A 23,544-nucleotide genomic window follows, 5' to 3' on the forward strand; every position below is an offset into this window, starting at 1 on the left:
ACCCCAATTGCGAAAGCAGTTGGGGTTTTGTTTTGCCTGCGAGAAAGTTTTCAGCGCTATGGCGAACAAAATTGCACAGTTATTTTCGAATCAGAACACTAGAATAGCCCCATCTTTATCGGAGTCAGAGCCTGTATGTCAGAATCGGTTGACACCCCCGGGCTGTCAGATTTACCGCTGGAAGACTTGATAGCCTGCCATGAGTGCGACTTGCTGATGCGCAAGCCGACACTTGCCCATGGTGAGAAAGCGCTCTGCCCGCGCTGCGGTTATGAACTGTACGCCCACCGCCATAACGTGGTGCAGCGCAGCCTCGCCCTGGTAATCGCCGCGTTATTACTTTACGTACCGGCAAACTTTTTACCCATCATGCAACTCAATATCCTCGGGCAATCTTCGCAGGATACTGTCTGGAGTGGCGTGGTCGGTCTGTTCAATACCGACATGCAAGGAGTGTCGATTGTCGTCTTCCTCTGCAGTATGGCGATACCGTTGCTCAAGTTGCTGTGCCAGCTATTTGTGTTACTGACGATTCGTTTCGATGTCGGCCGAAGCTACGGTTTGCTGCTCTATCGTATTTACCACCACCTCCGAGACTGGGGCATGCTCGAGGTCTACCTCATGGGCGTGCTCGTCGCGATCGTGAAGCTGGCGGACATGGCAGCAATCACCGTCGGCCTCGGGCTGGCATGTTTCATTGGCTTGTTGTTGGTACAAGTCTGGCTAGAGGTGGTGATGTCACCGCATCAGATCTGGCAGGCATTATCAGGAGAGGATGCCCATGCGGGCGATTGATGCGGGCATTCTGGTGTGCACCGAATGCCACGAACTGAACAAGCAGGAAGCTGACGTCGATGAGCAAAGCTGTACCCGCTGCGGCGCGCAGGTTCACGCTCGCCGCCCCAACAGCCTGACCCGCACCTGGGCGCTGTTGATCACGGCAGCCATTATCTATATTCCGGCCAACGTCTTGCCGATCATGACGGTCAGCTCCCTGGGCCAGGGTGAACCGAGCACCATCATGTCCGGCGTGATTGAACTGGTGCAGCACGGCATGATTCCAATCGCGAGCGTGGTGTTCATCGCCAGTATTCTGGTGCCCACGTTCAAACTGGTCGGCATCGCGTTGTTGCTGTTTTCAGTGCAGCGTCGGCAGCCATTGTCGGCCCGTCAGCGTATCTGGATGTACCGTTTCATCGAGTTCATCGGCCGCTGGTCGATGCTCGATATTTTTGTGATCGCCATTCTCGTGGCGGTCGTTAACTTCGGCCGTATAGCCAGTGTCGAAGCCAATTTGGGCGCCGTCGCCTTTGCCTCTGTGGTGATTCTGACGATGCTCGCCGCAGTAACTTTCGATCCCCGACTGATTTGGGATAACACGGAGTCGGACGACGACCATGACTGATTTGCCTGTAGCGAAAACCCGACCGGCTTCGAACTGGTCGGCCATTTGGGTGCTGCCTCTGATCGCTTTGATCATCGGCGGCTGGCTCGGCTGGCGTGCTTATTCCGAGACCGGTATCGAAATTCAGGTGCGCTTCGAAAGCGGCGAAGGCATCCAGGCCAACAAGACCGAAGTGGTCTATAAAGGCATGCCGGTCGGCAAGGTCAAGACGCTCAAGCTCGACGATGAAGGCAACTCCAAAGGAGTGATCGCCACTATCGAAATGAACAAGGACGTCGAGCAATACCTGAAGACCAGCACGCGGTTCTGGCTGGTCAAACCGAGCGTGACCCTGGCCGGTATTACTGGTCTGGAAACGCTGGTCTCGGGTAACTATGTTGCGATCAGTCCCGGTGAAGGCGAGCCCGTGCGCAAGTTCAAGGCATTGGCCGAAGAGCCGCCGCTGTCCGACGCCAAGCCCGGACTGCACCTGACCATCAAGGCTGATCGCCTCGGTTCGTTGAATCGCGGCAGCCCGGTGTTCTACAAGCAAATCAAGGTCGGTCAGGTCAAAAGCTATGTGCTTTCCGAGGATCAAAGCACCGTTGAACTGAAGGTGTTCATTGAGCCGACCTACGCCAAACTGGTGCGCAAACATACTCGTTTCTGGAACGCCAGCGGCATCAGCATCGACGCTAACCTGTCCGGCGTGAAAGTGCGCAGCGAATCCCTGGCCAGCATCGTCGCCGGTGGTATCGCCTTCGCCACGCCGGAGAATCGCAAGGACAGCCCAGCGACCGATCCGAGCCTGCCATTTCGTCTCTATGAAGACTTCGACGCCGCCGCTGCCGGAATTCGCGTGAAGGTCAAACTTAGTGATTTCGAGGGCCTGCAGGCGGGTCGCACACCGGTGATGTACAAAGGCATTCAGGTCGGCAACCTGAAAGCGCTCAAAGTCGATCCGGACCTGAACAGTGCAACAGCCGAGCTGACCCTTGATCCGTTGGCCGAAGACTATCTGGTTGAGGGCACGCAGTTCTGGGTGGTCAAGCCGTCGATTTCTCTGGCGGGTATTACCGGCCTGGAAGCGCTGGTGAAAGGTAACTACATCGCCGTGCGTCCGGGCGACAAAGGCGCTGCGCCGAAACGCGAGTTCGAAGCGCGACCGAAAGCTCCGCCGCTGGATCTGCGTTCGCCGGGCCTGCATCTGGTGTTGTTTACCGATTCGCTGGGTTCGATCGATGTCGGCAGTCCGATTCTGTACAAGCAGGTCAAGGTCGGTTCGGTGCAGAGCTACCAGTTCTCCCGAACCAAGAAGCAGCTGGTCATCGGCGTGCACATCGAGAAGGAATACGAAAACCTGGTCAACGCCTCGACGCGTTTCTGGAATGTCAGCGGCATTACCCTCACGGGTGGCTTGACCGGCGGCATTCAGGTCAAGAGTGAATCTTTGCAAACTCTGATGGCCGGCGGTATCGCGTTCGAAACGCCGCAAGCCAATGCGCCATTGAAGAAACGCATCCCGCGCTTCCGTCTGTTCGCCGACCACGATGAGGCGAACAAGAAAGGCGCGGTAGTGACGATCAAGGTTGATCGCGCTGACGGCTTGAGCAGCGGTACGCCGGTGCGTTTCAAGGGGCTGGATGTCGGCAAGATTGAAAGCGTCGATCTGACCGATGACATGCAGTCGGTAATCCTCACCGCTCGCATCACTGAAGTGCCGGAGAAGATTGCTCGGGTCGGCAGTCAGTTCTGGGTGGTCAAGCCGGAGCTGGGCCTGATCAAGACGCAGAATCTGGAAACGCTGGTCACCGGTAAATACATCGAAGTCCAGCCGGCGGCGAAGAATCTCGGCCCGCAGAAGAACTTTGTTGCCTTGGCCGAGGCGCCGGAAGTCACCAAACAGGAAGCCGGTTTGAGTCTGGTGTTGAGCGCCGCACGTCGTGGTTCGCTTAAGCCTGGCGTACCAGTGACCTACCGTGAGATCACCGTCGGAAAGGTGACCGGTTATGAATTGGGCCAGACCGCTGACCGTGTATTGGTGCACATCCTGATCGAGCCGAAGTATGCGCCACTGGTGCGTAGCGGCAGCCGCTTCTGGAACACCAGCGGCGTGGGCTTCGATTATGGGTTGTTCAAAGGCGTGACGGTGCGCACCGAGTCGCTGGAGACACTGATTCAGGGCGGGATTGCCTTCGCCACACCGGATGGCGAGCGCATGGGCAATCCGGCGCGGGCCGAGCAGACGTTCCCGTTGTTCGACAAGTTCGAGGATGAATGGCTGACGTGGGCGCCGAAGATTCAGCTTGGTAAATAGCAGCGTCTGTTGAGACGCCTTCGCGAGCAGGGGAACGCATTCCAATCGTGGGGGCGAGCCTTCTCGCGAAGGGGCCAGCCATATCAACACAAAATCCAGACCATAAAAAAGGGCCGCGATCCCATCAGATCGCGGCCCTTTTTTTGCCTTCAGCTAAAGCCGATCAAACCGCATCCAGCTCCGGCTCATCGGCCTGCACATTCAGCGTGGCCTTGACCACATCATGCCGGCGGATGTACTTCCAGTCCGCTTCATCGATGTAGATGCCTGCCGGGCCGCTGCCGCCTTCCAGGTCGATCGCGACACTGGCGCAGACTTGCGGCTTCACACTCGCCAGAATCGGCACGAAGCCCAGTTGCAGACTGGTTTCCAGCAACGCCGCCTGGTTCTTCTCGTCGATGTCCGCCGCCTCGTCGAGGTAGTACGGCAAACGCACGCGACCGGCCAGATCGCGATCCATCAAGTGCAGCAACAAGTACATGTTGGTCAGCGCCTTGATGGTCATGGTCGTACCGTTGGACGCCGCGCCGTCGATATCGGTGTGGATCACCGGTTGGCCGTTGACCTTGGTGATCTCGAAGGCCAGTTCAAACAAGTCCTTGAGGCCGAGCTGGTTGTGGTTCGCTGCCACCAGCCGCGCGAGGTATTCCTTGGCCTCTTCGTTCTTGTTGTCCTGCTCGGCGCTCTGGCTGAGGTCGAACACCGACAGTGTTTCGCCTTCCTCATACTGGCCGGCGCTGTGGATGATCTGGTCGATGTGCTTGAGCGCTTCCTTGTTCGGCGCGAGGACGATGCGGAAGCTCTGCAGGTTGGAAACCTGACGCTTGTTGATCTCGCGGTTGAACAGCGCCAGTTGATGCTCGAGGCTGTCGTAATCGCTGCGGATGTTGCGCAGGGTGCGGGCGATGTCGGTGACCGCCGCGCGCCGCGCCTTGCCCAAGGTCAGCGCTTCATCGGTGCGGTGTGCGTAAGCGTTGATCAGCAGCGACAGACGCCGCTCCATGTCGTCTTCGCTGTCGAACTTGGCCACGCCTTTGAGACGGACTTGCGCATACAGCGCCTCGATCTGCCCATCGGCACGCAGCAGACCCTGCCAGCTGTCCTGATAGTCGTTGAGCAGGGGCAGCAGGTTGTCCATCGAATCATCGACCGGATCCATGAACGGCGTACCGAACGGCAGATCCGCTGGCAGCAACTGACGACGACGCAGGGCATCGTCGAGGGTGCGTTGCTTGGCTTCCATGTCGGCGATCTGCCGGCCGACCAGTTGCAGCTTGGCCGACAGTTGCTGGACGCGCTCGGTGAAGGCATCGCTGGAGCGCTTGAGTTCGTCCTGCGCAGCTTCCATCTGCGCCAGTTGTTCGAGTTTGTCGCTTTCTTCGGCGCTCAGGGTCTGGGTGCGACGGAAATCTTCCAGCGCCTTCTGCGCGTCCAGCACCTGCTGATAGAGCGCCTCGGTCTGGGTCTTGCTCGCGGCGCGGTCGGCGGCCACGGCTTGCTGGGTTTTCAGTTGCTTGAGCTCTTTTTCCAGACGCTCCTTCTGATCGCGCAACGCGGCGCGGTCGGCCAGCGCTTGCAGGGCCGGCGGCTCGATGTGCGAGATGTCGATGGACAGGCCCGGCACTTCGAAGCGCTCGCCCTTGAAGCCGTCAAGAATCAGCTCGACCGATTTGACCCACTCGCCGTTCTCGTCGAGGGTGATGCCATGTTCACCCAGCGGCAGGCTGAACAGCGCGCTGTTGAACAGGCGCATCAGGCGTTCGACGTCCTGTTGCGAGAACTCTTCGCGCAGACGGGCGTAGCTGTTGTTATCAGCGTGATCGAGTTGCTGCTTCACCGACTTCAGGCGTTTTTCCAGATCGCGCAGACGCTCTTCGAGATCTTCGGCGCTGAACTGACGCGACTGCGCCAGGGCACCTGCCAGTTCATCGTGAGCATCCTTGGCGGCGAGCAATTGTTGCTCGAGCACTTTGACGTCATCGACCAGGGCGAAGCGGTTCTTCAGCACCGACAGCTCACCGAGCCAGCGCTGAATGCCGGAAATTTCCCGCTCCAGACGCATCAGTTCCTGAGTGCCGCCGCGCTGATCATTTTGCAAATCGTCCTGCTCGCGGCGGTAGTGCTCAGCTTGGATGGTCAGCTCTTCCTTGCGCGCCGTGGCGTAGTCCGACCAGGTGCCGAGCAAGGAATCGAGCAGCGGCGACAGGCGATGCAGTTTGCCGCGCAGCACATCGCGCTGTTTCACGCCGTTGGCCAGCGCTTCAACCAACGGGCCGGCGGCGACCAGCGAGTTGTAGTCCTGCTCCATGCGCCGCACGTCGCGGAAGGCTTCTTCGCACGCAGCGATGTAATCGACGCTGCCCGAACGCAGGCTGTGTTCGAAGGCATCGAGGAACAGTTGCTTGAGCTTGGCCGCGGTGATTTCACGCATGTGCAGCAGGTTGATGAACAGCGCGCGGAAGGTCTTCAGGCTCTGCTCGCTGGTGGAGCGCAGCGGGATCAGCGTCAGGTCGAGCGGGATCGAAGTGTGGCCGCCAACCAGCAAGCGGCGCAGTTCATCCGGCTTGAGTTCGTAAGCCTTCAAGCCTTCTTTTTCAAGATTGCTGAACAGCTCTTTCTGGCGCAGGCAGGTGTCGTTTTTCTGGTAATGGGCCAGATCGAGCTTGCCGGCATAGGCGAAGAACTGGTGACCGAAACCGCCACCCGGGCCGCGACCGACCACGCCGATCACGTGCGGGCCGTGGGGCAGGTTGACTTCGACGAGGATGTAACTGGTGTCGGAGGCGAAGTAGAAGCGCCGCGATTGTTCCAGGCTGTACTTGCCGAAACTCATGTCCGACATGCGCGCCAGAATCGGGAACTGCAAGGCGTTGATCGACGCTGATTTACCGAGGTTGTTCGCGCCGTAAACCGACAACGGTTCTTCCAGCGGGAACAGACCGAGGCTGTAACCGGCGGTGTTCAAAAGGGCAAAGCGGCGGATGCCGTAGCGTTCCTGGCTCATGCATCGGACTCCTGTTCTTCGGCAATGGCGCGGGCCAGTGCGTCTTCTTCGCTTTCTTCTTCAAATTCGGAAAGATCGAGCGGATCGTCGGTTTCGAGGAATTTCGCTTCGGCTTCTTCGTCGATCAGCACCGGCGCCGGCAGCGGCAGAACGCTGTGGACGCTGGCTGCCAGGTCGCGGTCCTGTTGTACCGACAGGCACACGTCGAGGAAACGGTGCATCGGCGGCAGGAAGCGGTAGACACCGTTTTCTTCGCCGGCGAAACCGAGCTGAGTCATGCGGCGCATGATTTTTTCTTCGAGCTCTTCGACGGTCTGCACTTCGGCCTGAATGAACAGGTCGCGGTATTTATCCAGCAGCGACGGCAATTCTTCGCGGCCGAGGCTGCCGCCATCGAGCACGGCAATCGGATCGCGGCCCTGATCGGCCAGGTGCTCGACGAGGATGAAGGTGAACAGCGCCAGACGCTGGGCGGTCTTGTTCACCGCTGCGGCGGCCATGTCCGGCACGAAATAGTAGAAACCACGGGTGTCGCAGACCAGTTCAAAGCCCAGCGCCTTGAACAGCGTGCGGTACTGGTCCTGGAAATTCGACAGTTGTGCGTACAGCTCAGGATCACGGCGGCTGACGTGGTAACCCTTGAACAACTCGCGGAAGATCGGCGCCAGTTGCGACAGTTCGGAAAGATCAAGATGCATTTGGGATGCTCGCAGAATCCTCGGCGGCGGTGTCGCTGGCCGAGAGCAGGGCGAAGGAGCGCAGGCTGACCTGATGCTCGTGAGTGTGGTATTCGCGGCGTTCCAGACGCTCGCGCTTGAAGCGTTTTTCCCGCGACAGGCGCGAGAACCAGTAAAGCAATTCGTCGGTGGCGCCATCCGGTTCCTGCTCCAGCAGCCAGGTCATCAGGTCCGGCATCGGCAGGGACTCTTCGCACCGATCGACCATCTCGCGCACGGTGCGCGGTGCACGTGGCGCGTCGCCAGCCTTTTGGGTTTTGTGCGCCTTGGGGAAGCGCGCCGGTTTCGGCTCGAAACGCGCCAGCGCATAAACGTAGGCTTCGACCTGACTGGCGCTGCCCAGGAAAGTGCTCTGTGGGCGGGTGAACAGCGGCATCGCCGCTTGCGGCACGGCGTCGATGCCTTTACGCCGGATCGCCGCCAGCGCCAGTGCGGCGCCACGGGTCACGGCGTTATGCCGACGCGCTTCTTCACGCAACGGCAGCAGCAGTTCGCGGGCATGGCGCAGGGTCAGTTGCGCGCTGGTCTGCATTTCGAGGATGCGCGCGTGGGTGCGCAGGAGCATGTCGTCATCGACCAGATGGCCGAGACGCTGCTGTTCGCTGAGCATCTTCAGCAGCACCGTTTCGACCTTGCGCACGCCTTGTTCGAAGGCGCCGTCGGCGTTGACCAGATCAATCATCGGCTCGACGTATTCGTCCCACGTCGCCAGCACTTCGGCGTAACGCTGACGCAGCGGAATCTGCCGGTCGCTGGTCTTCGCCCGTTCGGCGACTGCCACCAGGGCCTGTTCATCGTTGTCGAGTTTCTTCAGTACGTCGCGCACGCGCATGTCGAGCAAGCGCAGCTGGCGCGCCAGATCATTGCCGTCGCGAACGTCGAATGCGTCCTGGATGTAACCGGCCAGACGCTCCAGGTGACGCAAGTAGGCTTCGATTTCCAGGCACAGACCGAGGCGGTGTTCGCGGCGCAGGTAGGCGAGGAAGTCGTGGATCTGCGCGTTGAGCTCGAAACGGTTCGGGCTTTTCGCCACCGGAACCAGAATATCGAGGCGAATCCACACGTCGAGCAGGCTGGTGATGTCCTGCGGCGTGCTGTCGAGTTGTTGGGCGGCCAGTTGCGTGCGCAGTTCGTTGAGGCTCAGGGTGCCTTGGTCGAAGTGCTCGCACAGTGGCTCCAGAAGTGCCCAGTGTTCAGCGAGGGCGCGCAAGACGCGCTTGGGTTCGATCATCGGAATGGCCGGCTGGTTGGCGATTAAAAGCGGCGATTGTACTGCATCACAGGCGCGGCGATTCACTCTCGGGACGGGCTGTCGCATTCTTTGCCCAAAGGGCAGCGGCGCAGCGCAGCGCGGGGTATCGATCAACAGCGAGCGATCTTGTGCGAAGGGCGGTAGAATCAGCGCACTTTCCGTTATCCACAAGTGGCCGACCTTTGCTTATCGAGTCCCGCCGCCGCGCCTATTTGAACGCCATGCAGGTGGTCAACTGGCTGCCGCGCACCGAACTGCCTTTCGCCGCACCGTCGCGGCCCGAGCTGCTGGAGATGCCCGAGCCTGAGCTTGAGGTGCCGGTTGCTCCGGCGCCTCAGGCCGAAGCACCGGCGCAGCCTGCCGCGCGTCAGGTCGAGCGGCCGAAAATCGAGGTGCCGCGTCCGTCGCTGGCCAGTACCCGCAACGGCGCGAAACCGGTGGAAGAAGTCGACGACACGCCGGTGGTGGTCAAGCCAGCGCCAGTGCCGCCACCGCGTTTCGCCCTGCAACTGCTGCGCGCCGGGCGCTGCCTGCTGCTGGTCGAGTTACCCACAGGCGAAGCGTTTCAGAGTCGCGATCCGGCCTACCTACTGCTCAAGGACATGCTGCGCGCCGCCGGTCTGCCGGATGCGCCGCAAATCGTCGGCGAACCTGTGCGCTGGCCGTGGCTCAATCGCGGCACGCTGGATCAAGGCCCGGAAGCGGCGCGCGACTTCGTGCAGGGTTTTCTCTCGGTGCAGATGGAAGCGGCTCCTTGCGCCTGTCTGTGGCTGATCGGCCTGCCGGCGGTGAAATTTGCCGGGGAAGCGGACGCCGAAGCGTTCAATAGTGAATTGCAGATCGAAGGTCTGGGCCTGGCCTGGGCGATTCCCGGTCTGGAACTGTTAATGGAAGAGCCACAGCGCAAGGCCGCTGTGTGGCAAGCCATGCGTCGGCTGATGGCGCGCTGGAAACAATCCGATGAGTGAGGCTGTAACCTTTCGCCCGATGACCGAGGCGGATCTGGACGCTGTGTTGAAGATCGAATACGCCGCGTACAGCCATCCGTGGACCCGGGGCATCTTTCTCGATGGCCTGGGCAAATACCAGATCTGGCTGATGTTCGAAGGGCAGCAGCAGGTGGGCCACGGTGTGGTGCAGATCATTCTTGATGAGGCGCACCTGCTCAATATCACCGTCAAGCCGGAAAATCAGGGGCGCGGGTTGGGGCTGACGTTGCTTGAGCATTTGATGTCGCGGGCGTATGCGGCCGAGGCTCGGGAATGCTTTCTCGAAGTGCGCGACAGCAATACTGCTGCGTTCAGGTTGTATGAGCGGTATGGCTTCAACGAGATCGGCCGGCGTCGCGATTATTATCCGGCGGTGGGTGGGCGTGAGGATGCGGTGGTGATGGTCTGTACCCTGGTTGACTGAGGCCATGCAGGAGCTGCCGAAGGCTGCGATCTTTTGATCCTGTTTTTGTAAGATCCAAAGCAAAATCAAAAGATCGCAGCCTTCGGCAGCTCCTACAGGGGGCAAATTTCAAGTCAGCGGATCAGCGCTTGCCATCCAGCGGATCCAGATCCGCCAGTTCTGCTTCATCCAGCCCGTCACCGCCGCCGATGTCATTTTCATCGACCACGCTCAGATCCCAATCCGCCTGATTACCTTCACCGACTTCCTCGGCATCGCGCGCACCATCCTCGCGAATCAACGTTTCCGGGCTCAGGTCATCGTCAGTCGGCTGGTGATCGTCCACCGAGGCCCCGGTCATACCCGCCTCACGCACTCGCTCAGCAGGCATCAATTGTTCACGTTCACGCTCGGGCAGCTCATCGCCGATCTTCGCGCTGGGCTCTTCATCGTCGAAATCCAGCTCGTGCACCGAGCCCATGCGGTCTTCGTTATCATCGATGGGTTCCGGTTGCACCGCATCATAAGGGCGTCGTGAATCAGTCATGGCAATTCCTCATAGTGTGGGCCTTACTGAGTGGACTCACCGGGCGCGCGAGAATTCCAACGAAAACACTTTGCGCTGGCGGCGTGACTTCGACGGGTGGTCGTCTATCAAATCTGCGCATCTTTCTTGAGGCCTTATCCATGCACGATCTACAAGACCTGATTGATAACAACGAGCGTTGGGCTGACGCGATCACCAAGGAAGACCCGGATTTCTTCGCCAAACTGGCGCGCCAGCAGACTCCGGAATATCTATGGATCGGCTGCTCCGACGCACGCGTACCGGCCAATGAAATCGTCGGCATGCTGCCGGGCGATCTGTTCGTGCACCGCAACGTGGCCAACGTCGTGCTGCACACCGACCTCAACTGCCTGTCCGTGATCCAGTACGCGGTTGATGTGCTCAAGGTCAAACACATCCTCGTCACCGGCCACTACGGCTGCGGCGGTGTGCGCGCGGCGATGCAGGATCGCCAGTTCGGCCTGATCGACGGCTGGCTGCGCTCGATCCGCGATCTGTACTACGAAAAGCGCGAAGAGCTGGCGAAGCTGGCGACCGAAGAAGAGCAGGTCGATCGCATGTGCGAACTCAACGTGATCCAGCAAGTGGCCAACGTCGCGCACACCAGCATCATCCAGAACGCCTGGCATCGCGGGCAGCCGCTGTCGATCCATGGCTGCATCTACGGGATCAAGGATGGCCGCTGGAAAAGTCTCAATACCACCATCAGTGGTTTCGAACAGTTGCCGCCGCAATACCGTTTGCGTCCGGTCGGCGCGCCGTAACCGCAGCTTTCAGCTTCGGCCTGGATGCCGCCAGCGCTGTAAAAAGCGCTGGCCTTCAGGCGTGGGTGGTTCGTCGTGACCGGTGATCCAGCCACGGCAGCGCGACGAACCGCAATCGCAGGCGAACTGGCGTAGCAGTTTGTCTTCGGTCGATGCGTAATCGATGCTCAGATGTTCGCCGCTGTGGATATCTTTCAAGGCCCACAGCCACAACTCACTCATGTCGAGAAATACATTCGGGTCGCAGGCGTGTTCCAGCACCCCGCAAAAGCGCGGATCGTAAACGTGGATGCCGGTTTGCAACTGGCGTGTCTGTCGACAGCGATAGGGCAGCAATTGCCCCGAAACCCGGCACATTCGGCTGATACGCAGAAATTCGCGACGCGCGACCACCGCCGTGGCCATGCCACGTTCGTCGTGGATGATCTGGAAGTCGTCGCAGGATGGAAAACCCAGCCGCACCGGAAGTCCGGCGAACGGATAGATGCCTTCTGTGTCGCGCGGCAGGTGCCGGCCCATGGCTTGATTGTTCATAACGATCCTTGTTGTTGAGTGTTGCCTCCGGGTTGTGCCCATGCCTCGCCAGGCGAAGCATGATTGGATCCAAGCGTCGCGCAATTGAAGGTACCGGTCTACTGTCAAACCTGACAGGCGCGATCACCGTTGGCCCGCGTCAGCATTGGCTGACACGGGGCTCCGGCAGCGACTACAGAGCGGGTGCGGGCACGGCGGCCGCAGGCAGTGGCGCTTTCAGCTGCTGCAGTTGTGTCTTGACCGGTCGCGTGGCGCACTTGGCAGCCGCTTGTTCAGCGCTGAGGTTGCGGATCGAGGTGTAGAACAACTCGCAGGTTTTGACCTTTTGCGTCACCTGCCATGTTTGCGTGCAACTGTTCAGTGTGGCCTGCGCATCGCTGCCCGGTTTGCTGCCCATCCCGGCCTGCCAGCAAGCCGCGCTCAAATCCTGGCCCATGACTTTCAGGCCCGCCGCGTCAGCCTTGGCCTGGGCATCGTCGCCGGTATAGCTCTTCGGATCGGCGGCGTACCAGATATAGCTCGGATGGTTGGAACCGAGCACTGGCACATTCACCCCTTCGGCCGGACTGATGCTTGCCAGCCCCAATACGCCCACCGTCGGCCCATATTGTTCCTTGATCCAGTTGCGCACCGGCGCCCCGAACGCAACCATCGGCAACGTCGTGCCGCTGGCGGTCTGGCTGAACTGCTTGACCAGCGTGGTCTGGTAATCCTTGAAGTAGTCGTAGACGTCCTCCAGATCCCCGCCGGCATTGGACGGCGCGGCAATCGGCGCGATGTCGATGATGGTCTGATAGGCCGGCGTCTGCCCGGCAGGGATGCCGTTATCGGTCAGCAACGTCGCCCAGCGATCGGTGGTGTTCGAGCGCAGGTAGTCCTGCGCCTGGGTCAGCGAGTAGTCAGGCGGGAAGTGCAGCAACTCGACGCTCTTGCGATTCTCCAGGGCCATGCCCAACGGCAGGAACAGATACCAGCTATAGGCCCATTTGCCATCGGCATTGAGCTTGCTGGCGCCGGCATAAGCCAGATCGCCGGCGTCGAGCAACGCTGACAGCGGCTTGTCATAGCCGTCCGGCACACCGGTGATCTCGGCGTAGAGCTGATCGTTGTCGGTCTTCACCAGCACCTTGGCATCGGCGTAACCGTCGCGCTGGACGCTCTGACTCAGATAGTGAGCAACGGTCTGCTCCAGCGTCCAGTTGCGAAAGCAGATCACGCTGCAATTGTTGGGGTAGGCGAAGAGCCGGGTGACGCGCTCGGTGCTGCCCAGTTTCACGTCGACATCGGCGTGAGCGGCGGCGCTTAGCGTCAGTGCAACGAGGGTAAGTCCTGCGAGTTTGAACATGCTCAGATCCTTTTCAGCGTGGGTTCCCCTCGATTTGGGGGCGCTTCATAGTGGATCAGCGGTGTTTGACAGAAAAGCGGTTGAGTGTGGATTTCATGATTTCCACGCCAGACCTGTGCAAGCGAGCGCTCGCTCCCACAGGCCTGGCTCGTTTTTGCTACGGCATCACCGGCGGCGTATACGCCAATGTCGTCCCCAGCGCCCACAACAACAGCAGCACCAGTGGCGTGTGCACCAGCAGTTGCACGAACGAGAAGCCGATCAGATCCCGCGCCTTCAACCCGAGCACGCCCAGCAGCGGCAGCATATAGAACGGGTTGATCAGGTTCGGCAAGGCTTCGGCGGCGTTGTAGATCTGCACTGCCCAGCCGAGGTGGTATTGCAGGTCATTGGCGACTTGCATCACGTAGGGCGCTTCGATGATCCATTTGCCGCCGCCGGACGGGATGAAGAAACCGAGAATCGCCGAATAGACGCCCATCAGCAGCGCATAGGTGTCGTGGGAGGCGATGCTGACGAAGAAGGTCGAGATGTGATGCGCGAGGGTTTGCGCGTCGGCGCCTTTGACGGTGGTCATCAGCGCGGCGATCGAGCCGTACAACGGAAACTGGATCAACACGCCAGTGGTGGTCGGCACCGCACGGGCCACCGCATCGAGGAAGCTGCGCGGGCGCCAGTGCAACAGCGCGCCGAGCATGATGAACAGGAAGTTGTAGGTGTTCAGGCCGGAAATCGCAGTGATCGCCGGTTTGGTCGAGAACTCGTGGAACAGCCAGCCCGCCGCCAGCAGCACCAGCACAATGATCAGCAACGGGCTGTGTTCCAGCCATTCACCGGGGCGAGTGCGCGGTTGCAGCGGCGGCAGGTTGAACGCCGGGTCGATGCCGCAGGCCTTGGCGTCGCGTGCCGAATTCGGCCCGGGCGCGGTGGCGTAGGCGATGATGATCGAAATCACGATCAGCGCCAGCAGCATGACCCCGGACTGCCAGAGGAAAATGGTTTCGGTGAACGGGATCACGCCAGTGATCGACAGGATCGACGGCGGCAGGCTGCCCGGGTTGGCCTGCAACTGTGCGGCCGACGATGACAAGCCCAGCGCCCACACCGCGCCAAGGCCAAGGTATGCCGCAGCACCGGCCGCGCGGTAATCCATTTTCAGATCGGTGCGGCGGGCGAGGGCGCGTACCAGCAGCCCGCCGAATACCAGCGACAGACCCCAATTGAGCAGCGATGCGACCATCGAGATCAACGCCACCCAGGCCACGGCGGAGCGGCCGTTCTTCGGGATGCGTGCCAGTTTGTCGATCAGTTTGACTGCGGGCGGAGAGCTGGCGACGACATAGCCGCCGATCACCACGAAGGCCATCTGCATGGTGAACGGGATCAGGCTCCAGAAACCGTCGCCGAAGGCCATCGCTGCAGCGGTGGGTTTGGCGCCCATGGCCAGAGTGGCCAGCGCAACGATGATCACGGCCAACGCGGCGAACACCCAGGAGTCGGGAAACCAGCGTTCGGCAAAACTGGAACAGCGCAGAGCAAAGCGCGCGGAGCGGCTATCTTCGATATCAACGGCCACGGGAAGTACCTCGGATTTTTTATGGTTATTTTGATCCGTGGGAGCAGTCGCCCGGCTCGACAGCCACAGAGATCCCCTGTGGGAGCTGTTCGTTGTTGGCGTGGTCCCTTGGACAGGCGCTAACAGTAAATCAAGCGCCGCCCTTTTGTTGAGCAGGTTTTCGCAAACCGAGACTATGGTCTGACGGGTTGTCGATCCGCGCTTTTGCGTAGACCATGAGCGCCTTGGTTTTTGCCGATGCCTGAGTTCTTTGTCATGACTGCCAATTCTCCAGCCCGACCGGCGCCGTTCAGCCGCTCCGACTACAAGACCCTCGGCCTTGCCGCGCTCGGCGGGGCGCTGGAAATCTACGATTTCATCATCTTCGTATTCTTCGCACTGACCCTGAGTCAGCTGTTCTTCCCCCCGGAAATGCCCGAGTGGCTGCGTTTGCTGCAAAGCTTCGGCATCTTCGTCACCGGTTATCTGGCGCGTCCGCTGGGCGGGATTCTGATGGCGCATTTCGCCGATCGTCTGGGCCGCAAAAAGGTGTTCAGCCTGAGCATCCTGATGATGGCCCTGCCGTGCCTGCTGATCGGGATCATGCCGACCTACGCGCAGATCGGCTATTTCGCGCCCTTGCTGTTGCTGGCGCTGCGCATCCTGCAAGGCGCTGCGGTGGGCGGCGAAGTGCCAAGTGCCTGGGTGTTCGTCGCCGAGCATGCCCCGACCGGCCATCGCGGTTACGCCCTCGGTTTCCTGCAAGCCGGCCTGACCTTCGGTTACTTGATCGGCGCACTCACCGCGAGCTTCCTCGCGCAGGTTTTCACGCCTGCCGAAATTCTCGATTACGCCTGGCGCTATCCGTTTCTGCTCGGCGGCGTGTTCGGCGTGGTGGGCGTTTATCTGCGCCGCTGGCTCAGCGAAACCCCGGTGTTCATGGCCATGGAGGCGCAACGCGAGGCGCGGGTCGAACTGCCGCTGCGCACGGTGTTGCGTGAGCATCGTCTGGCCATGCTCCCGGCCATGTTGCTCACCTGCGTACTCACCTCGGCGGTGGTGGTCTTCGTGGTCATCACCCCGACCATGATGCAGAAAACCTTCGGCATGACCGCCAGCTACACCTTCGGCCTCAGTGCCTTGGGCATCGTCTTTCTCAACATTGGCTGCGTGATCGCCGGTCTGCTGGTCGACCGCATCGGCGCCTGGCGCACGGTCATGCTCTACAGCCTGTTGCTGCCATTGGGCATTGGCGTGCTGTATGGCTGTCTGATCATGGGCGGGCATTGGATCGGCATGGCCTATACGGTCGCCGGTCTCGCTTGTGGGGTAGCGGGTGCAGTGCCTTCGGTGATGGTCGGGTTGTTCCCGGCGCGGATTCGCGTGTCGGGCATTTCCTTCACCTACAACATTGCCTACGCCGCCTGGGCGAGTATCACACCGCTGTTGCTGATTGGTCTGATGCCGTGGAGCCCCTGGGTCTGCGTAATCTTCTGTGCAGTGATGGGCGCGGTGGGAGTTCTGACGGCGGTGTATTTCGGTGCGCGCATGCCACGTACCGGACCGTGTCAGGCTGCCGGCGCTGCCTGAACCGCAAGCGCCGGATTATTTTCGACTGACGGGTCTGGCGCTGGCTTCAGAAAAGCTGCGCAAGGCCGATGGCTAGGTTGTATCCGCTAACTACCCTGCCATCGGTGCTTTCCCATGTTCAATAAACGCTTGAAACAAGAGCTGGCCGCTCTGCGCGAAGAACTCTCCAGCCTTGTACAAGTGAAGGAAAGCCTGGAAAGCGAAATGCTCGCGCTGACCCTTGAGCCCGACGGGCGGATTCGTTCGGTCAACCAGAATTTTCTCGATGAAATGCTCTACAAGAGCCAGGACCTGGTCGGCCGGGCAATTGAAGACATCGTGCCGGCCCACGTCAAAACCGACGAATTCCATCAGCGCTTCAAAAACTCGATGAGCCGTGGCGAGCACTTCGCCGGCGCCGTGCGCCTGTTGCGCGGCAATGGCGACGAGGCGTGGCTGCGTTCCATCGTGCAACCGGTACGCTCGTCCGATGGCCGGATCAGACACATTTCCTTCTACGCCAGCGACCTGACCCGCACCATCGAAGCCTCCCGCGAGCATGAGAACCTGATCGGCGCGCTGGTGCGCTCTACCGCCGTGATCGAGTTCGATCTCAACGGCAATGTGCTCAGCGCCAATGATCGCTTCCTCAACGGCATGGGTTACAGCCTGGCGCAGATCAAAGGCAAACATCACCGCACCTTCTGCGCCCCGGATGAGTACAACAGCGCCGAGTACCAGAACTTCTGGCGGCGCTTGAACAGCGGTGAGTTTGTCGCTGGCCGCTTCAAGCGTATCGACAGCCATGGTCGTACGGTGTGGCTGGAAGCGTCCTACAACCCGGTGGTCGATGCCAACGACAAACTGTACAAAGTGGTGAAATTCGCCACGGTGATCACCGATCAGGTCAACCGCGAGCAGGCGGTTGCCGACGCAGCGAGCATCGCTTACAGCACCTCGCAACAAACCGACAGCACCGCGCAACGTGGCACCACGGTCGTCACCGAAGCGGTCAACGTGATGCGTGATTTGTCGCGGCACATGCAAGCCGCCGGCGAAGGAATCGAAGCCCTCAACGAGCAGTCGCTGGTGATCGGCACGATCGTCAAAACCATCAGCGGCATTGCCGAACAGACCAACCTGCTGGCGCTCAACGCCGCGATCGAAGCCGCCCGGGCCGGCGAGCAGGGCCGTGGTTTTGCCGTGGTCGCGGACGAGGTCCGGCAACTGGCCTCGCGCACCAGCCAGGCGACGGACGAAATCGTCGGCGTGGTTCGGCAGAACCAGGAAATGGCGCGCAATGCCGTGGCGCTGATGACCGACGGCAAGCTTCAGGCTGAACAGGGCCTGGCGCTGGCGGCGGAGGCGGGCACGGTGATCGTCGAGATTCAGGACGGTGCGCAGAAAGTGGTGGATGCGGTCGGCCAGTTTGCCAATCAGCTCTCTCACTGACACCGCACTGATCGTTCCCACGCTCTGCTTGGGAATGCCGCCCGGGACGCTCCGCTTTCCTTCGCTGGCGTGACGCAGAGCGTCACAGGATGCATTCCCGCGCAGAGCGTGGGAACGATCACCGAGGGGCAGCGCCGCATCTGCTCACTCCCACAGGTTCTGCGATTCTCCAGTGACAGCGCTACAATCGGCTCCTTTTCCTCCGGAGCAAATCCCATGAGCGTCTCCCACCGCCGTCCGGTGCCCCTGAACAAAGCCTACCGCCTGCTCAACCACGGGCCGACCGTGCTGGTCAGCGCCGCTCACGACGGCCAGCGCAACATCATGGCCGCCGCCTGGGCCATGCCACTGGATTTCGAACCACCAAAAGTCGCCGTCGTCCTCGACAAATCCACCTGGACCCGCCAGTTGCTCGAAGCCTCCGGCACTTTTGTGCTGAACGTGCCTTGCGTCAATCAGGCCGATATCGTGCAAACCGTCGGCAACACCTCCGGCCTGGAAATCACCCGCAACCAAGGTCAGGACAAGTTTCAGGCGTACGGCCTGCAAACCTTCGCTGGCGAACAGATTGAAGCGCCGCTGCTTGAGGGCTGTGTCGCCTGGCTCGAATGCCGCCTGCTGCCGGAGCCGCGCAATCACGAGCAATACGACCTGTTCCTCGCCGAAGTCATCGCCGCCCAAGCCGATGAGCGTGTGTTCAGCGACGGGCGCTGGCATTTCGAGGGGCAGGATAGATTGCGTACCTTGCACCACGTGGCGGGCGGGCATTTCCTGAAGATTGGGGATGGGGTGGATGGCAAGACGTTGGCGGTTTAAATGACGTTGATGGAAAACCGTCAGCGGATGTAGCAAGGTAGAGGCTTGATTCCACTGCTCAGGCGCAACGCTCATGGACGTTTCTGTTGCCGGTTATCTTGCCCCGTTGCTGTCGCTGGCGCTGTTGTGGACAGTGGCGGTGGTCACGCCCGGGCCAAATTTCTTCAACATCGCGCAACTCGCGGCCAGTCACTCGCGCCGACATGGCGTGGTGGCTGCGCTGGGCGTGGCCACCGGCACGGTGCTGTGGGGCCTTGCTGGCGGCTTGGGAATCAAGACGCTGTTCAACGCCGCGCCGACCCTCTATCTGGGCTTCAAGATTGCCGGCGGTTGCTATCTGATTTATCTGGGGCTGAAGCAATTCAAGCGCAAGGCTGCGATTGCCCCCGGTGCATCGGCTGCGCCCCGGCAGACTTATTTCGGCGTCTACGCTCGCGGTTTCCTGGGCAACATGACTAATCCGAAATCGGCACTCTTTGTCGCCACCATCTTCGCCACCGCCATGCCGCCCCACGTGCCGCCGCTACTGCTGGCGCTGGCCGTGCTGACCATGGCCACGCTGTCGTTCAGCTGGTATTGCAGCGTCGCTCTGTTCTTCGCCAGCCGCCGGGTTGCCGGTGTCTACGAGCGGTCACGCCAGTGGCTGGATCGGTTGGCAGGTGGGTGCTATTTGTTGTTTGGGGTGCATTTGGTGGCGAATCGCTGATCAATGAGAGCAATCGCTGTGCGCAAAAAAAGGCCTACCTCCCGGTAAGCCTTTTCTGCCCACTTCGTAATACTCAATCCCCCAACGCTTCTCCCTCACGCCGAGGATCGGCACCCCCCGTCAAGGTCGCTTTGCCCTGCGCGTCCTTCACCCGCACGATCGCCTGGGTGCCGCTGGTCATGTCGATTTCACTGACCGTGTGCCCTTTGTCTTTCAACGCCTGAATCAGCGCTGGGCTGAACTGTCCCTGTTCCAATTCGGTGGAGCCGTTGCGGCTGCCGAAATTGGGCAGGTTGATCGCACTTTGTGCATCGAGGTTCCAGTCGAGCAGGCCGATAGTGGTTTTCGCCACGTATTCGATGATTTGCGAGCCGCCGGGGGAGCCGACCGTGGCGACAAATTCACCAGTGTTGCGATCAAAGATCAGCGTCGGCGCCATCGACGAGCGTGGGCGTTTTCCGGGTTCGACGCGGTTCGCGACTTTCTGCCCGTTCTCTTCGGGGATGAAGGAGAAGTCGGTCATCTGGTTGTTCAGCAGAAAACCTTGAACCATCAGGTGCGAGCCGAACGCGGCTTCGATGGTGGTGGTCATCGACACGGCGCCGCCGAGATCATCAACCGCAACCACTTGCGAAGTCGAGATGCGCAACGGCGAGCGGTCCGGTGCGTAGGCAACCTGTACGCCCGGCGGTGTGCCCGGTTTGGCGCTGCCCATGCTGCGCTCGCCGATCAGGCTGGCGCGGCTGGCCAGGTAGGCAGGATCGAGCAACCCTTTGACCGGCACCGGGACGAAGTCGGTGTCGGCCACGTATTGCGCACGGTCGGCATAGGCCAGACGTTCAGCCTCGGCGATCAGATGCACCGCTTGCGGCGCCGGTTCGATGCCGGCCGGCCTATTGCTGTTCACCGGTTTGAGCGGCGTCAGCGACAGGCGTGGGTCGCGAGTCTCCAGCGCCTGCAACGTGCCGAGAATCTGCGCTACGGCAATTCCGCCTGACGATGGTGGCGGCATGCCGCAGACCTGCCAACGCTTGTAGTCGGTACACAGCGGCGCGCGCTCCTTGGCCTGATAACGCTGCAAATCGGTCAGCGACAGGCTGCCGGGGTTGGCGTGCTGTTGAACCTTGGCGACGATCTCTTCGGCGATCGGACCTTTGTACAGCGCATCGGCACCTTCGCTGGCGATACGTTTGAACACGGCGGCCAACTTCGGGTTTTGCAGGCGTGTGCCGACAGCTTTGACGCTGCCATCCTCATTCAGGAAGTACGCAGCCATGTCTGGCGACTGGCGTATCAGTGGATCGGCAGTCAGCAGCGAATGTAGACGCGGGGGAATCGCAAAGCCTTGCTCGGCCAGTTTGATCGCTGGCTCAAACAGCTTCGCCCATGGCAAGCGACCGTGCTGCCGATGCGCCAGCTCCAGCGCGCGCAATACCCCGGGCGTACCGACCGAGCGCCCGCCGATCTGCGCTTGCGTAAAGGCCATCGGTTTACCGTCAGCCTTCAGGAACAGCTTCTCGGTGGCCCCGGCCGGCGCCGTTTCGCGGCCGTCATAGGTGCGCACCTGCTTGCCATCCCACAACACAATCATCGCCCCGCCACCGATCCCGGAAGACTGCGGCTCAACCAGCGTCAACACCGCCTGCATCGCAATCGCCGCATCAATCGCCGAACCACCCTGACGCAACATCTCCCGCCCGGCTTCGGCCGCGAGCGGATTGGCAGCGGCAGCCATGTGTTTATTGGCGTGCCGGGTTTGCAGATCAGTGCGGTAACCGGATGCAGCTTCCGGTGCCAGCGGCAATGAAGAAGAGGGCGGGGCGTTGCATGCGGTGAGGGTCAGAGCGCTGACAAGCAGTGTCAGGGCTGGCAGGCGAAAGCGCTTCAAAGGCTGGGCTGGAAACACGCGGGATCTCCGTCCGTGGGGTAGAAGTCTTGGGGGACTTTATCGAGCGGGCCGGCGGGGTGCAAACTGCGTGAGGATTACAGCACTCCCGCTCAGCGGCCGCGCCAATCGATTGGCCGAAAACGATGCCCTTGTGGGAGCGAGCCTGCTCGCGAAAGCGGTAGCTAGGGTGGTGCGATCTTCTTGAGAGTATTGCAGGGTAATTTATTGCTTGAAGCCGGACAGACCACGGGTAGAACGCCAGTCTTTCACAATTTTGGTAATGCCCTCGGCTGTTTGTTGTTTCATATCCTCGGGCCAATAGATGAGGTCAGTGCCCGCTGGGTGCTCACACAGACGTACAAATTCAAATAACAGCGGATCGAGAATCTCGTCTGGGCTTGTGTTGGCTGCAAGAACAGATTGCACAAATTTCAAGAATTCTGCTTCGGTGTAGTCGGATATGTTAGTCATAACGTTCTCAAGTTGAAGTTCCACAGCTCAAATGAAACGGGCGGCAGGATTCATGTCTTGAACCCGGGTAGTCGATTCGCTTCGCGCCATGCCATGACTGTACGAGCTATTCCGGCAGATGTTGTATCTGCTCCGGGCTCGGGGTAGTAGATCAGATCCATCCCGCTCGGATGTCCTACTATCTTGTTGAAGTGCAGAATCAATGCATCTGCACGGAGATCTGTCGGCGCTATATCTTCCTTTCTTATTTCATCTATGAGATCAATGAAATCCTGCTCGGTATAGTCGGAAAAGCTGCTTTTGATGAATGGGTCGCTCATGCTATGCCCTTATTTACGGTGTACGTCGACATGGTTTTTGGGTGTGTAGACCCTTAGGTTATCTACGTTGTAGATATCACCACCTTCGGATATCGGTTCCACATGATGAATCTCATGAGAGATCCTTTTCCCTGCTGCATCACCTAAGCGGGCGCGGGGCGCATTTCCGTTGCGCATACGTCGTAGATTATCTTCGCTGACCTGTTGTGCCACTGCGCTGTCTTTTGAGGCAACGGCCCAAAAAGCCCGCCTAAACGAATCAAAACTAGAATATTCGCTCCCTCTGAGTTTATCCGCGATGCTGGTCGGAATAGGGGCGCCATCCTGAGCTTGAGCATGGTCAAGCCAAATACCGCCCACATCCTCCCCCACCCCCGTAACGATCCCCGGCGTCTGCCTCGCCGGCCTCGAATAAACCACATATAACGACTTCAGCCCGGTGTCCGCCGGGAACACCAGAATACAATCCTCGGCCGTTACATCCTCGCCCGGCAGACCCTCAATCTGGCTATCGGTGTTGTCCGGGATCGGGTGGACGAGGATCGGGTCGAGTGCCTCACCGTGGTCGGGATAAACCAGCGGAGGCATCGACCCCAGCGGCCCGCGTTGCGGCGTCCAGAGAATGGTGATGCCGTTGAGCTTGGCCTCCATGGCTGTCTTGTCGGCGTTCCACTTGACGTTCACCGTGCGTACGGCGTCGTCGCCAGAGGCGCCGGAATGGATGCCGTAAACCCGCAGAACACCTTCGGCATCACGACGAAACTGGAAGCGCACGCGCGTGGTGGCGCGGCTCATGCGGCGTAGTTCTTCGTCGGTGTGAAGCGTGCCGTCGGCCATTTTGCTCGGCAGCATTCCCAGCACAAACACGCTGGCCGGCCCGCCGGCGCCACGGATGGCCCAGTTCAGGCGCTGTTGCAAAATCCCGCCGCCGGCCAGACGCCCCAAAGCCAGGTCAGCACCTATCGCCGTCGCGACCGCGGTACTGGCGGAGGGCATGAGCATGGCGCCGGCGACCATGATCTTGCCGAAGTTGCTGGCTGGCTCCTTGGCAGTGCCAGCGTCCGTGCGACACCAGTTGTCCGGCGTGCAGGACTTGGCAAAGACCCTGTCTTCGCGTGGCCTGGGCGCAGGCCACTCGTCCTTCTCGATGTACACCGACTCCTCCGGCGCTCGAGGTGGCAACCACCCGCCCCATGACGCACCGCCGTAATCGCGTGCCCAAGCCCAGTCTTCGTCGAAAAGAGATTTGAATCGAGCCATGACAACTCCCTGTATGGCTTTGAATCGAGCCGGGGAAGCTTGTCGGTCCAGGGGGAGTTCGGGGAGAGAGGGGCGGGTACTTGAAATGACGAAAAATCTAGTTCTTACGTGAGCAGAGCCTGCTTCCTACAGGGCTATCTCAGTGCGTCGGTTTTGCGCCTGATTCAGGCGAAATTATCGTCGGTCGCGCCTGTAGTCTTTTCGTATGAA

21 protein-coding genes are annotated in these 23,544 nt (G+C 60.4%); 10 read left to right on the forward strand and 11 right to left on the reverse strand.

Going from position 1 to position 23,544, the window contains the following annotated elements; all coding sequences use genetic code 11:
* Nucleotides 1-135 precede the first annotated feature (135 nt).
* From D8U61_RS02825 to D8U61_RS02835, 3 genes are read left to right on the forward strand one after another with little or no spacing between them, the layout of a single operon-like run.
* On the forward strand, nucleotides 136-795 hold the full coding sequence (locus D8U61_RS02825; RefSeq protein WP_101162251.1) for a paraquat-inducible protein A: 660 nt from the start codon (nucleotides 136-138) through the stop codon (nucleotides 793-795).
* Nucleotides 782-1,405, forward strand: a complete 624-nt coding sequence (locus D8U61_RS02830; protein WP_071173597.1) for a paraquat-inducible protein A — start codon at nucleotides 782-784, stop codon at nucleotides 1,403-1,405. Before D8U61_RS02825 ends, D8U61_RS02830 begins: the two co-directional genes overlap by 14 nt.
* On the forward strand, nucleotides 1,398-3,701 hold the full coding sequence (locus D8U61_RS02835; protein ID WP_016773187.1) for an MlaD family protein: 2,304 nt from the start codon (nucleotides 1,398-1,400) through the stop codon (nucleotides 3,699-3,701). Before D8U61_RS02830 ends, D8U61_RS02835 begins: the two co-directional genes overlap by 8 nt.
* Before the next feature lie 163 nt (nucleotides 3,702-3,864).
* On the opposite strand, the gene mksF is transcribed toward D8U61_RS02835, so the two are convergent.
* From mksF to mksB, 3 genes are read right to left on the reverse strand one after another with little or no spacing between them, the layout of a single operon-like run.
* Nucleotides 3,865-6,705, reverse strand: a complete 2,841-nt coding sequence (mksF, locus tag D8U61_RS02840; protein ID WP_041480021.1) for an Mks condensin complex protein MksF — start codon at nucleotides 6,703-6,705, stop codon at nucleotides 3,865-3,867.
* Entirely contained in the window at nucleotides 6,702-7,403 is a 702-nt protein-coding gene (gene mksE / locus D8U61_RS02845) for an Mks condensin complex protein MksE (RefSeq protein ID WP_016773189.1), read from the reverse strand. The genes mksF and mksE overlap by 4 nt, the downstream gene beginning before the upstream one ends.
* On the reverse strand, nucleotides 7,393-8,673 hold the full coding sequence (gene mksB / locus D8U61_RS02850; protein ID WP_160768349.1) for an Mks condensin complex protein MksB: 1,281 nt from the start codon (nucleotides 8,671-8,673) through the stop codon (nucleotides 7,393-7,395). The genes mksE and mksB overlap by 11 nt, the downstream gene beginning before the upstream one ends.
* Nucleotides 8,674-8,915: 242 nt before the next feature.
* Here mksB and D8U61_RS02855 point away from each other — a divergent pair, with 242 nt between their 5' ends.
* Both D8U61_RS02855 and rimI read left to right on the forward strand, forming a co-directional pair.
* Nucleotides 8,916-9,662, forward strand: a complete 747-nt coding sequence (locus D8U61_RS02855; RefSeq protein WP_130926433.1) for an energy transducer TonB — start codon at nucleotides 8,916-8,918, stop codon at nucleotides 9,660-9,662.
* A complete protein-coding gene (gene rimI, locus D8U61_RS02860; protein WP_024014312.1) occupies nucleotides 9,655-10,107 on the forward strand; it encodes a ribosomal protein S18-alanine N-acetyltransferase in 453 nt (150 codons plus the stop codon). The genes D8U61_RS02855 and rimI overlap by 8 nt, the downstream gene beginning before the upstream one ends.
* A gap of 121 nt (nucleotides 10,108-10,228) precedes the next feature.
* Here the strand turns inward: rimI and D8U61_RS02865 are convergent, their stop codons facing one another.
* A complete protein-coding gene (locus tag D8U61_RS02865) occupies nucleotides 10,229-10,633 on the reverse strand; it encodes a serine kinase/phosphatase (RefSeq protein ID WP_122611786.1) in 405 nt (134 codons plus the stop codon).
* A gap of 140 nt (nucleotides 10,634-10,773) precedes the next feature.
* On the opposite strand from D8U61_RS02865, the gene can reads away from it, so the two are divergent.
* Nucleotides 10,774-11,418: a carbonate dehydratase gene (can, locus tag D8U61_RS02870; protein ID WP_122747852.1), complete on the forward strand. Its 645-nt coding sequence runs from the start codon at nucleotides 10,774-10,776 to the stop codon at nucleotides 11,416-11,418.
* A 9-nt stretch (nucleotides 11,419-11,427) separates the two neighbouring features.
* On the opposite strand, the gene D8U61_RS02875 is transcribed toward can, so the two are convergent.
* The 3 genes from D8U61_RS02875 to D8U61_RS02885 form a co-directional block, all read right to left on the reverse strand.
* The gene (locus D8U61_RS02875; RefSeq protein WP_130926388.1) at nucleotides 11,428-11,952 is read right to left on the reverse strand and encodes a lysine methyltransferase; all 525 of its coding nucleotides are present in this window, start codon (nucleotides 11,950-11,952) and stop codon (nucleotides 11,428-11,430) included.
* Nucleotides 11,953-12,124: 172 nt separating this feature from the next.
* On the reverse strand, nucleotides 12,125-13,297 hold the full coding sequence (locus tag D8U61_RS02880) for a hypothetical protein (protein ID WP_130926389.1): 1,173 nt from the start codon (nucleotides 13,295-13,297) through the stop codon (nucleotides 12,125-12,127).
* A gap of 157 nt (nucleotides 13,298-13,454) precedes the next feature.
* Complete coding sequence (locus tag D8U61_RS02885; protein ID WP_016773194.1) at nucleotides 13,455-14,873, reverse strand: TIGR00366 family protein; 1,419 nt, start codon at nucleotides 14,871-14,873, stop codon at nucleotides 13,455-13,457.
* 255 nt (nucleotides 14,874-15,128) lie between these two features.
* On the opposite strand from D8U61_RS02885, the gene D8U61_RS02890 reads away from it, so the two are divergent.
* The 4 genes from D8U61_RS02890 to D8U61_RS02905 all read left to right on the forward strand — a co-directional run bounded on the left by D8U61_RS02890 (nucleotide 15,129) and on the right by D8U61_RS02905 (nucleotide 19,395).
* Nucleotides 15,129-16,442: an MFS transporter gene (locus D8U61_RS02890; protein ID WP_130926390.1), complete on the forward strand. Its 1,314-nt coding sequence runs from the start codon at nucleotides 15,129-15,131 to the stop codon at nucleotides 16,440-16,442.
* A gap of 114 nt (nucleotides 16,443-16,556) precedes the next feature.
* Nucleotides 16,557-17,873 carry a PAS domain-containing methyl-accepting chemotaxis protein gene (locus D8U61_RS28190; RefSeq protein WP_110602983.1) on the forward strand — a complete coding sequence of 439 codons (1,317 nt, stop codon included), beginning with the start codon at nucleotides 16,557-16,559 and terminating at the stop codon, nucleotides 17,871-17,873.
* 216 nt (nucleotides 17,874-18,089) lie between these two features.
* A complete protein-coding gene (locus D8U61_RS02900; RefSeq protein WP_130926391.1) occupies nucleotides 18,090-18,689 on the forward strand; it encodes a flavin reductase family protein in 600 nt (199 codons plus the stop codon).
* Between the two features lie 73 nt (nucleotides 18,690-18,762).
* The gene (locus D8U61_RS02905) at nucleotides 18,763-19,395 is read left to right on the forward strand and encodes a LysE family transporter (RefSeq protein ID WP_130888168.1); all 633 of its coding nucleotides are present in this window, start codon (nucleotides 18,763-18,765) and stop codon (nucleotides 19,393-19,395) included.
* Nucleotides 19,396-19,468: 73 nt separating this feature from the next.
* Here D8U61_RS02905 and ggt read toward each other — a convergent pair whose 3' ends face one another.
* The 4 genes from ggt to D8U61_RS02925 form a co-directional block, all read right to left on the reverse strand.
* The gene (gene ggt, locus D8U61_RS02910; protein ID WP_130926392.1) at nucleotides 19,469-21,301 is read right to left on the reverse strand and encodes a gamma-glutamyltransferase; all 1,833 of its coding nucleotides are present in this window, start codon (nucleotides 21,299-21,301) and stop codon (nucleotides 19,469-19,471) included.
* Nucleotides 21,302-21,505: 204 nt separating this feature from the next.
* Nucleotides 21,506-21,754 (reverse strand): bacteriocin immunity protein, encoded by a 249-nt coding sequence (locus D8U61_RS02915; protein WP_130888170.1) that lies wholly within the window; start codon nucleotides 21,752-21,754, stop codon nucleotides 21,506-21,508.
* Nucleotides 21,755-21,804: 50 nt separating this feature from the next.
* Entirely contained in the window at nucleotides 21,805-22,074 is a 270-nt protein-coding gene (locus D8U61_RS02920) for a bacteriocin immunity protein (protein ID WP_130888171.1), read from the reverse strand.
* A gap of 9 nt (nucleotides 22,075-22,083) precedes the next feature.
* A complete protein-coding gene (locus tag D8U61_RS02925) occupies nucleotides 22,084-23,334 on the reverse strand; it encodes an S-type pyocin domain-containing protein (protein ID WP_130902203.1) in 1,251 nt (416 codons plus the stop codon).
* Between the last annotated feature and the right edge of the window lie 210 nt (nucleotides 23,335-23,544).

This window comes from Pseudomonas sp. Sample_14, assembly GCF_004307515.1.
GTDB classification, from domain to species: domain Bacteria; phylum Pseudomonadota; class Gammaproteobacteria; order Pseudomonadales; family Pseudomonadaceae; genus Aquipseudomonas; species Aquipseudomonas atacamensis.

Bases quoted from the DNA above. Each gene is read 5' to 3' on its own strand.
- D8U61_RS02920 (WP_130888171.1), bottom strand. From the start codon at position 22,074: ATGAGCGACCCATTCATCAAAAGCAGCTTTTCCGACTATACCGAGCAG.
- D8U61_RS28190 (WP_110602983.1), top strand. From the start codon at position 16,557: ATGTTCAATAAACGCTTGAAACAAGAGCTGGCCGCTCTGCGCGAAGAA.
- can (WP_122747852.1), top strand. From the start codon at position 10,774: ATGCACGATCTACAAGACCTGATTGATAACAACGAGCGTTGGGCTGAC.
- D8U61_RS02880 (WP_130926389.1), bottom strand. From the start codon at position 13,297: ATGTTCAAACTCGCAGGACTTACCCTCGTTGCACTGACGCTAAGCGCC.
- D8U61_RS02900 (WP_130926391.1), top strand. From the start codon at position 18,090: ATGAGCGTCTCCCACCGCCGTCCGGTGCCCCTGAACAAAGCCTACCGC.
- D8U61_RS02825 (WP_101162251.1), top strand. From the start codon at position 136: ATGTCAGAATCGGTTGACACCCCCGGGCTGTCAGATTTACCGCTGGAA.
- mksF (WP_041480021.1), bottom strand. From the start codon at position 6,705: ATGAGCCAGGAACGCTACGGCATCCGCCGCTTTGCCCTTTTGAACACC.
- D8U61_RS02925 (WP_130902203.1), bottom strand. From the start codon at position 23,334: ATGGCTCGATTCAAATCTCTTTTCGACGAAGACTGGGCTTGGGCACGC.
- D8U61_RS02905 (WP_130888168.1), top strand. From the start codon at position 18,763: ATGGACGTTTCTGTTGCCGGTTATCTTGCCCCGTTGCTGTCGCTGGCG.
- D8U61_RS02875 (WP_130926388.1), bottom strand. From the start codon at position 11,952: ATGAACAATCAAGCCATGGGCCGGCACCTGCCGCGCGACACAGAAGGC.
- D8U61_RS02855 (WP_130926433.1), top strand. From the start codon at position 8,916: ATGCAGGTGGTCAACTGGCTGCCGCGCACCGAACTGCCTTTCGCCGCA.
- D8U61_RS02915 (WP_130888170.1), bottom strand. From the start codon at position 21,754: ATGACTAACATATCCGACTACACCGAAGCAGAATTCTTGAAATTTGTG.
- rimI (WP_024014312.1), top strand. From the start codon at position 9,655: ATGAGTGAGGCTGTAACCTTTCGCCCGATGACCGAGGCGGATCTGGAC.
- D8U61_RS02890 (WP_130926390.1), top strand. From the start codon at position 15,129: ATGACTGCCAATTCTCCAGCCCGACCGGCGCCGTTCAGCCGCTCCGAC.
- D8U61_RS02865 (WP_122611786.1), bottom strand. From the start codon at position 10,633: ATGACTGATTCACGACGCCCTTATGATGCGGTGCAACCGGAACCCATC.
- D8U61_RS02830 (WP_071173597.1), top strand. From the start codon at position 782: ATGCGGGCGATTGATGCGGGCATTCTGGTGTGCACCGAATGCCACGAA.
- mksE (WP_016773189.1), bottom strand. From the start codon at position 7,403: ATGCATCTTGATCTTTCCGAACTGTCGCAACTGGCGCCGATCTTCCGC.
- D8U61_RS02835 (WP_016773187.1), top strand. From the start codon at position 1,398: ATGACTGATTTGCCTGTAGCGAAAACCCGACCGGCTTCGAACTGGTCG.
- mksB (WP_160768349.1), bottom strand. From the start codon at position 8,673: ATGATCGAACCCAAGCGCGTCTTGCGCGCCCTCGCTGAACACTGGGCA.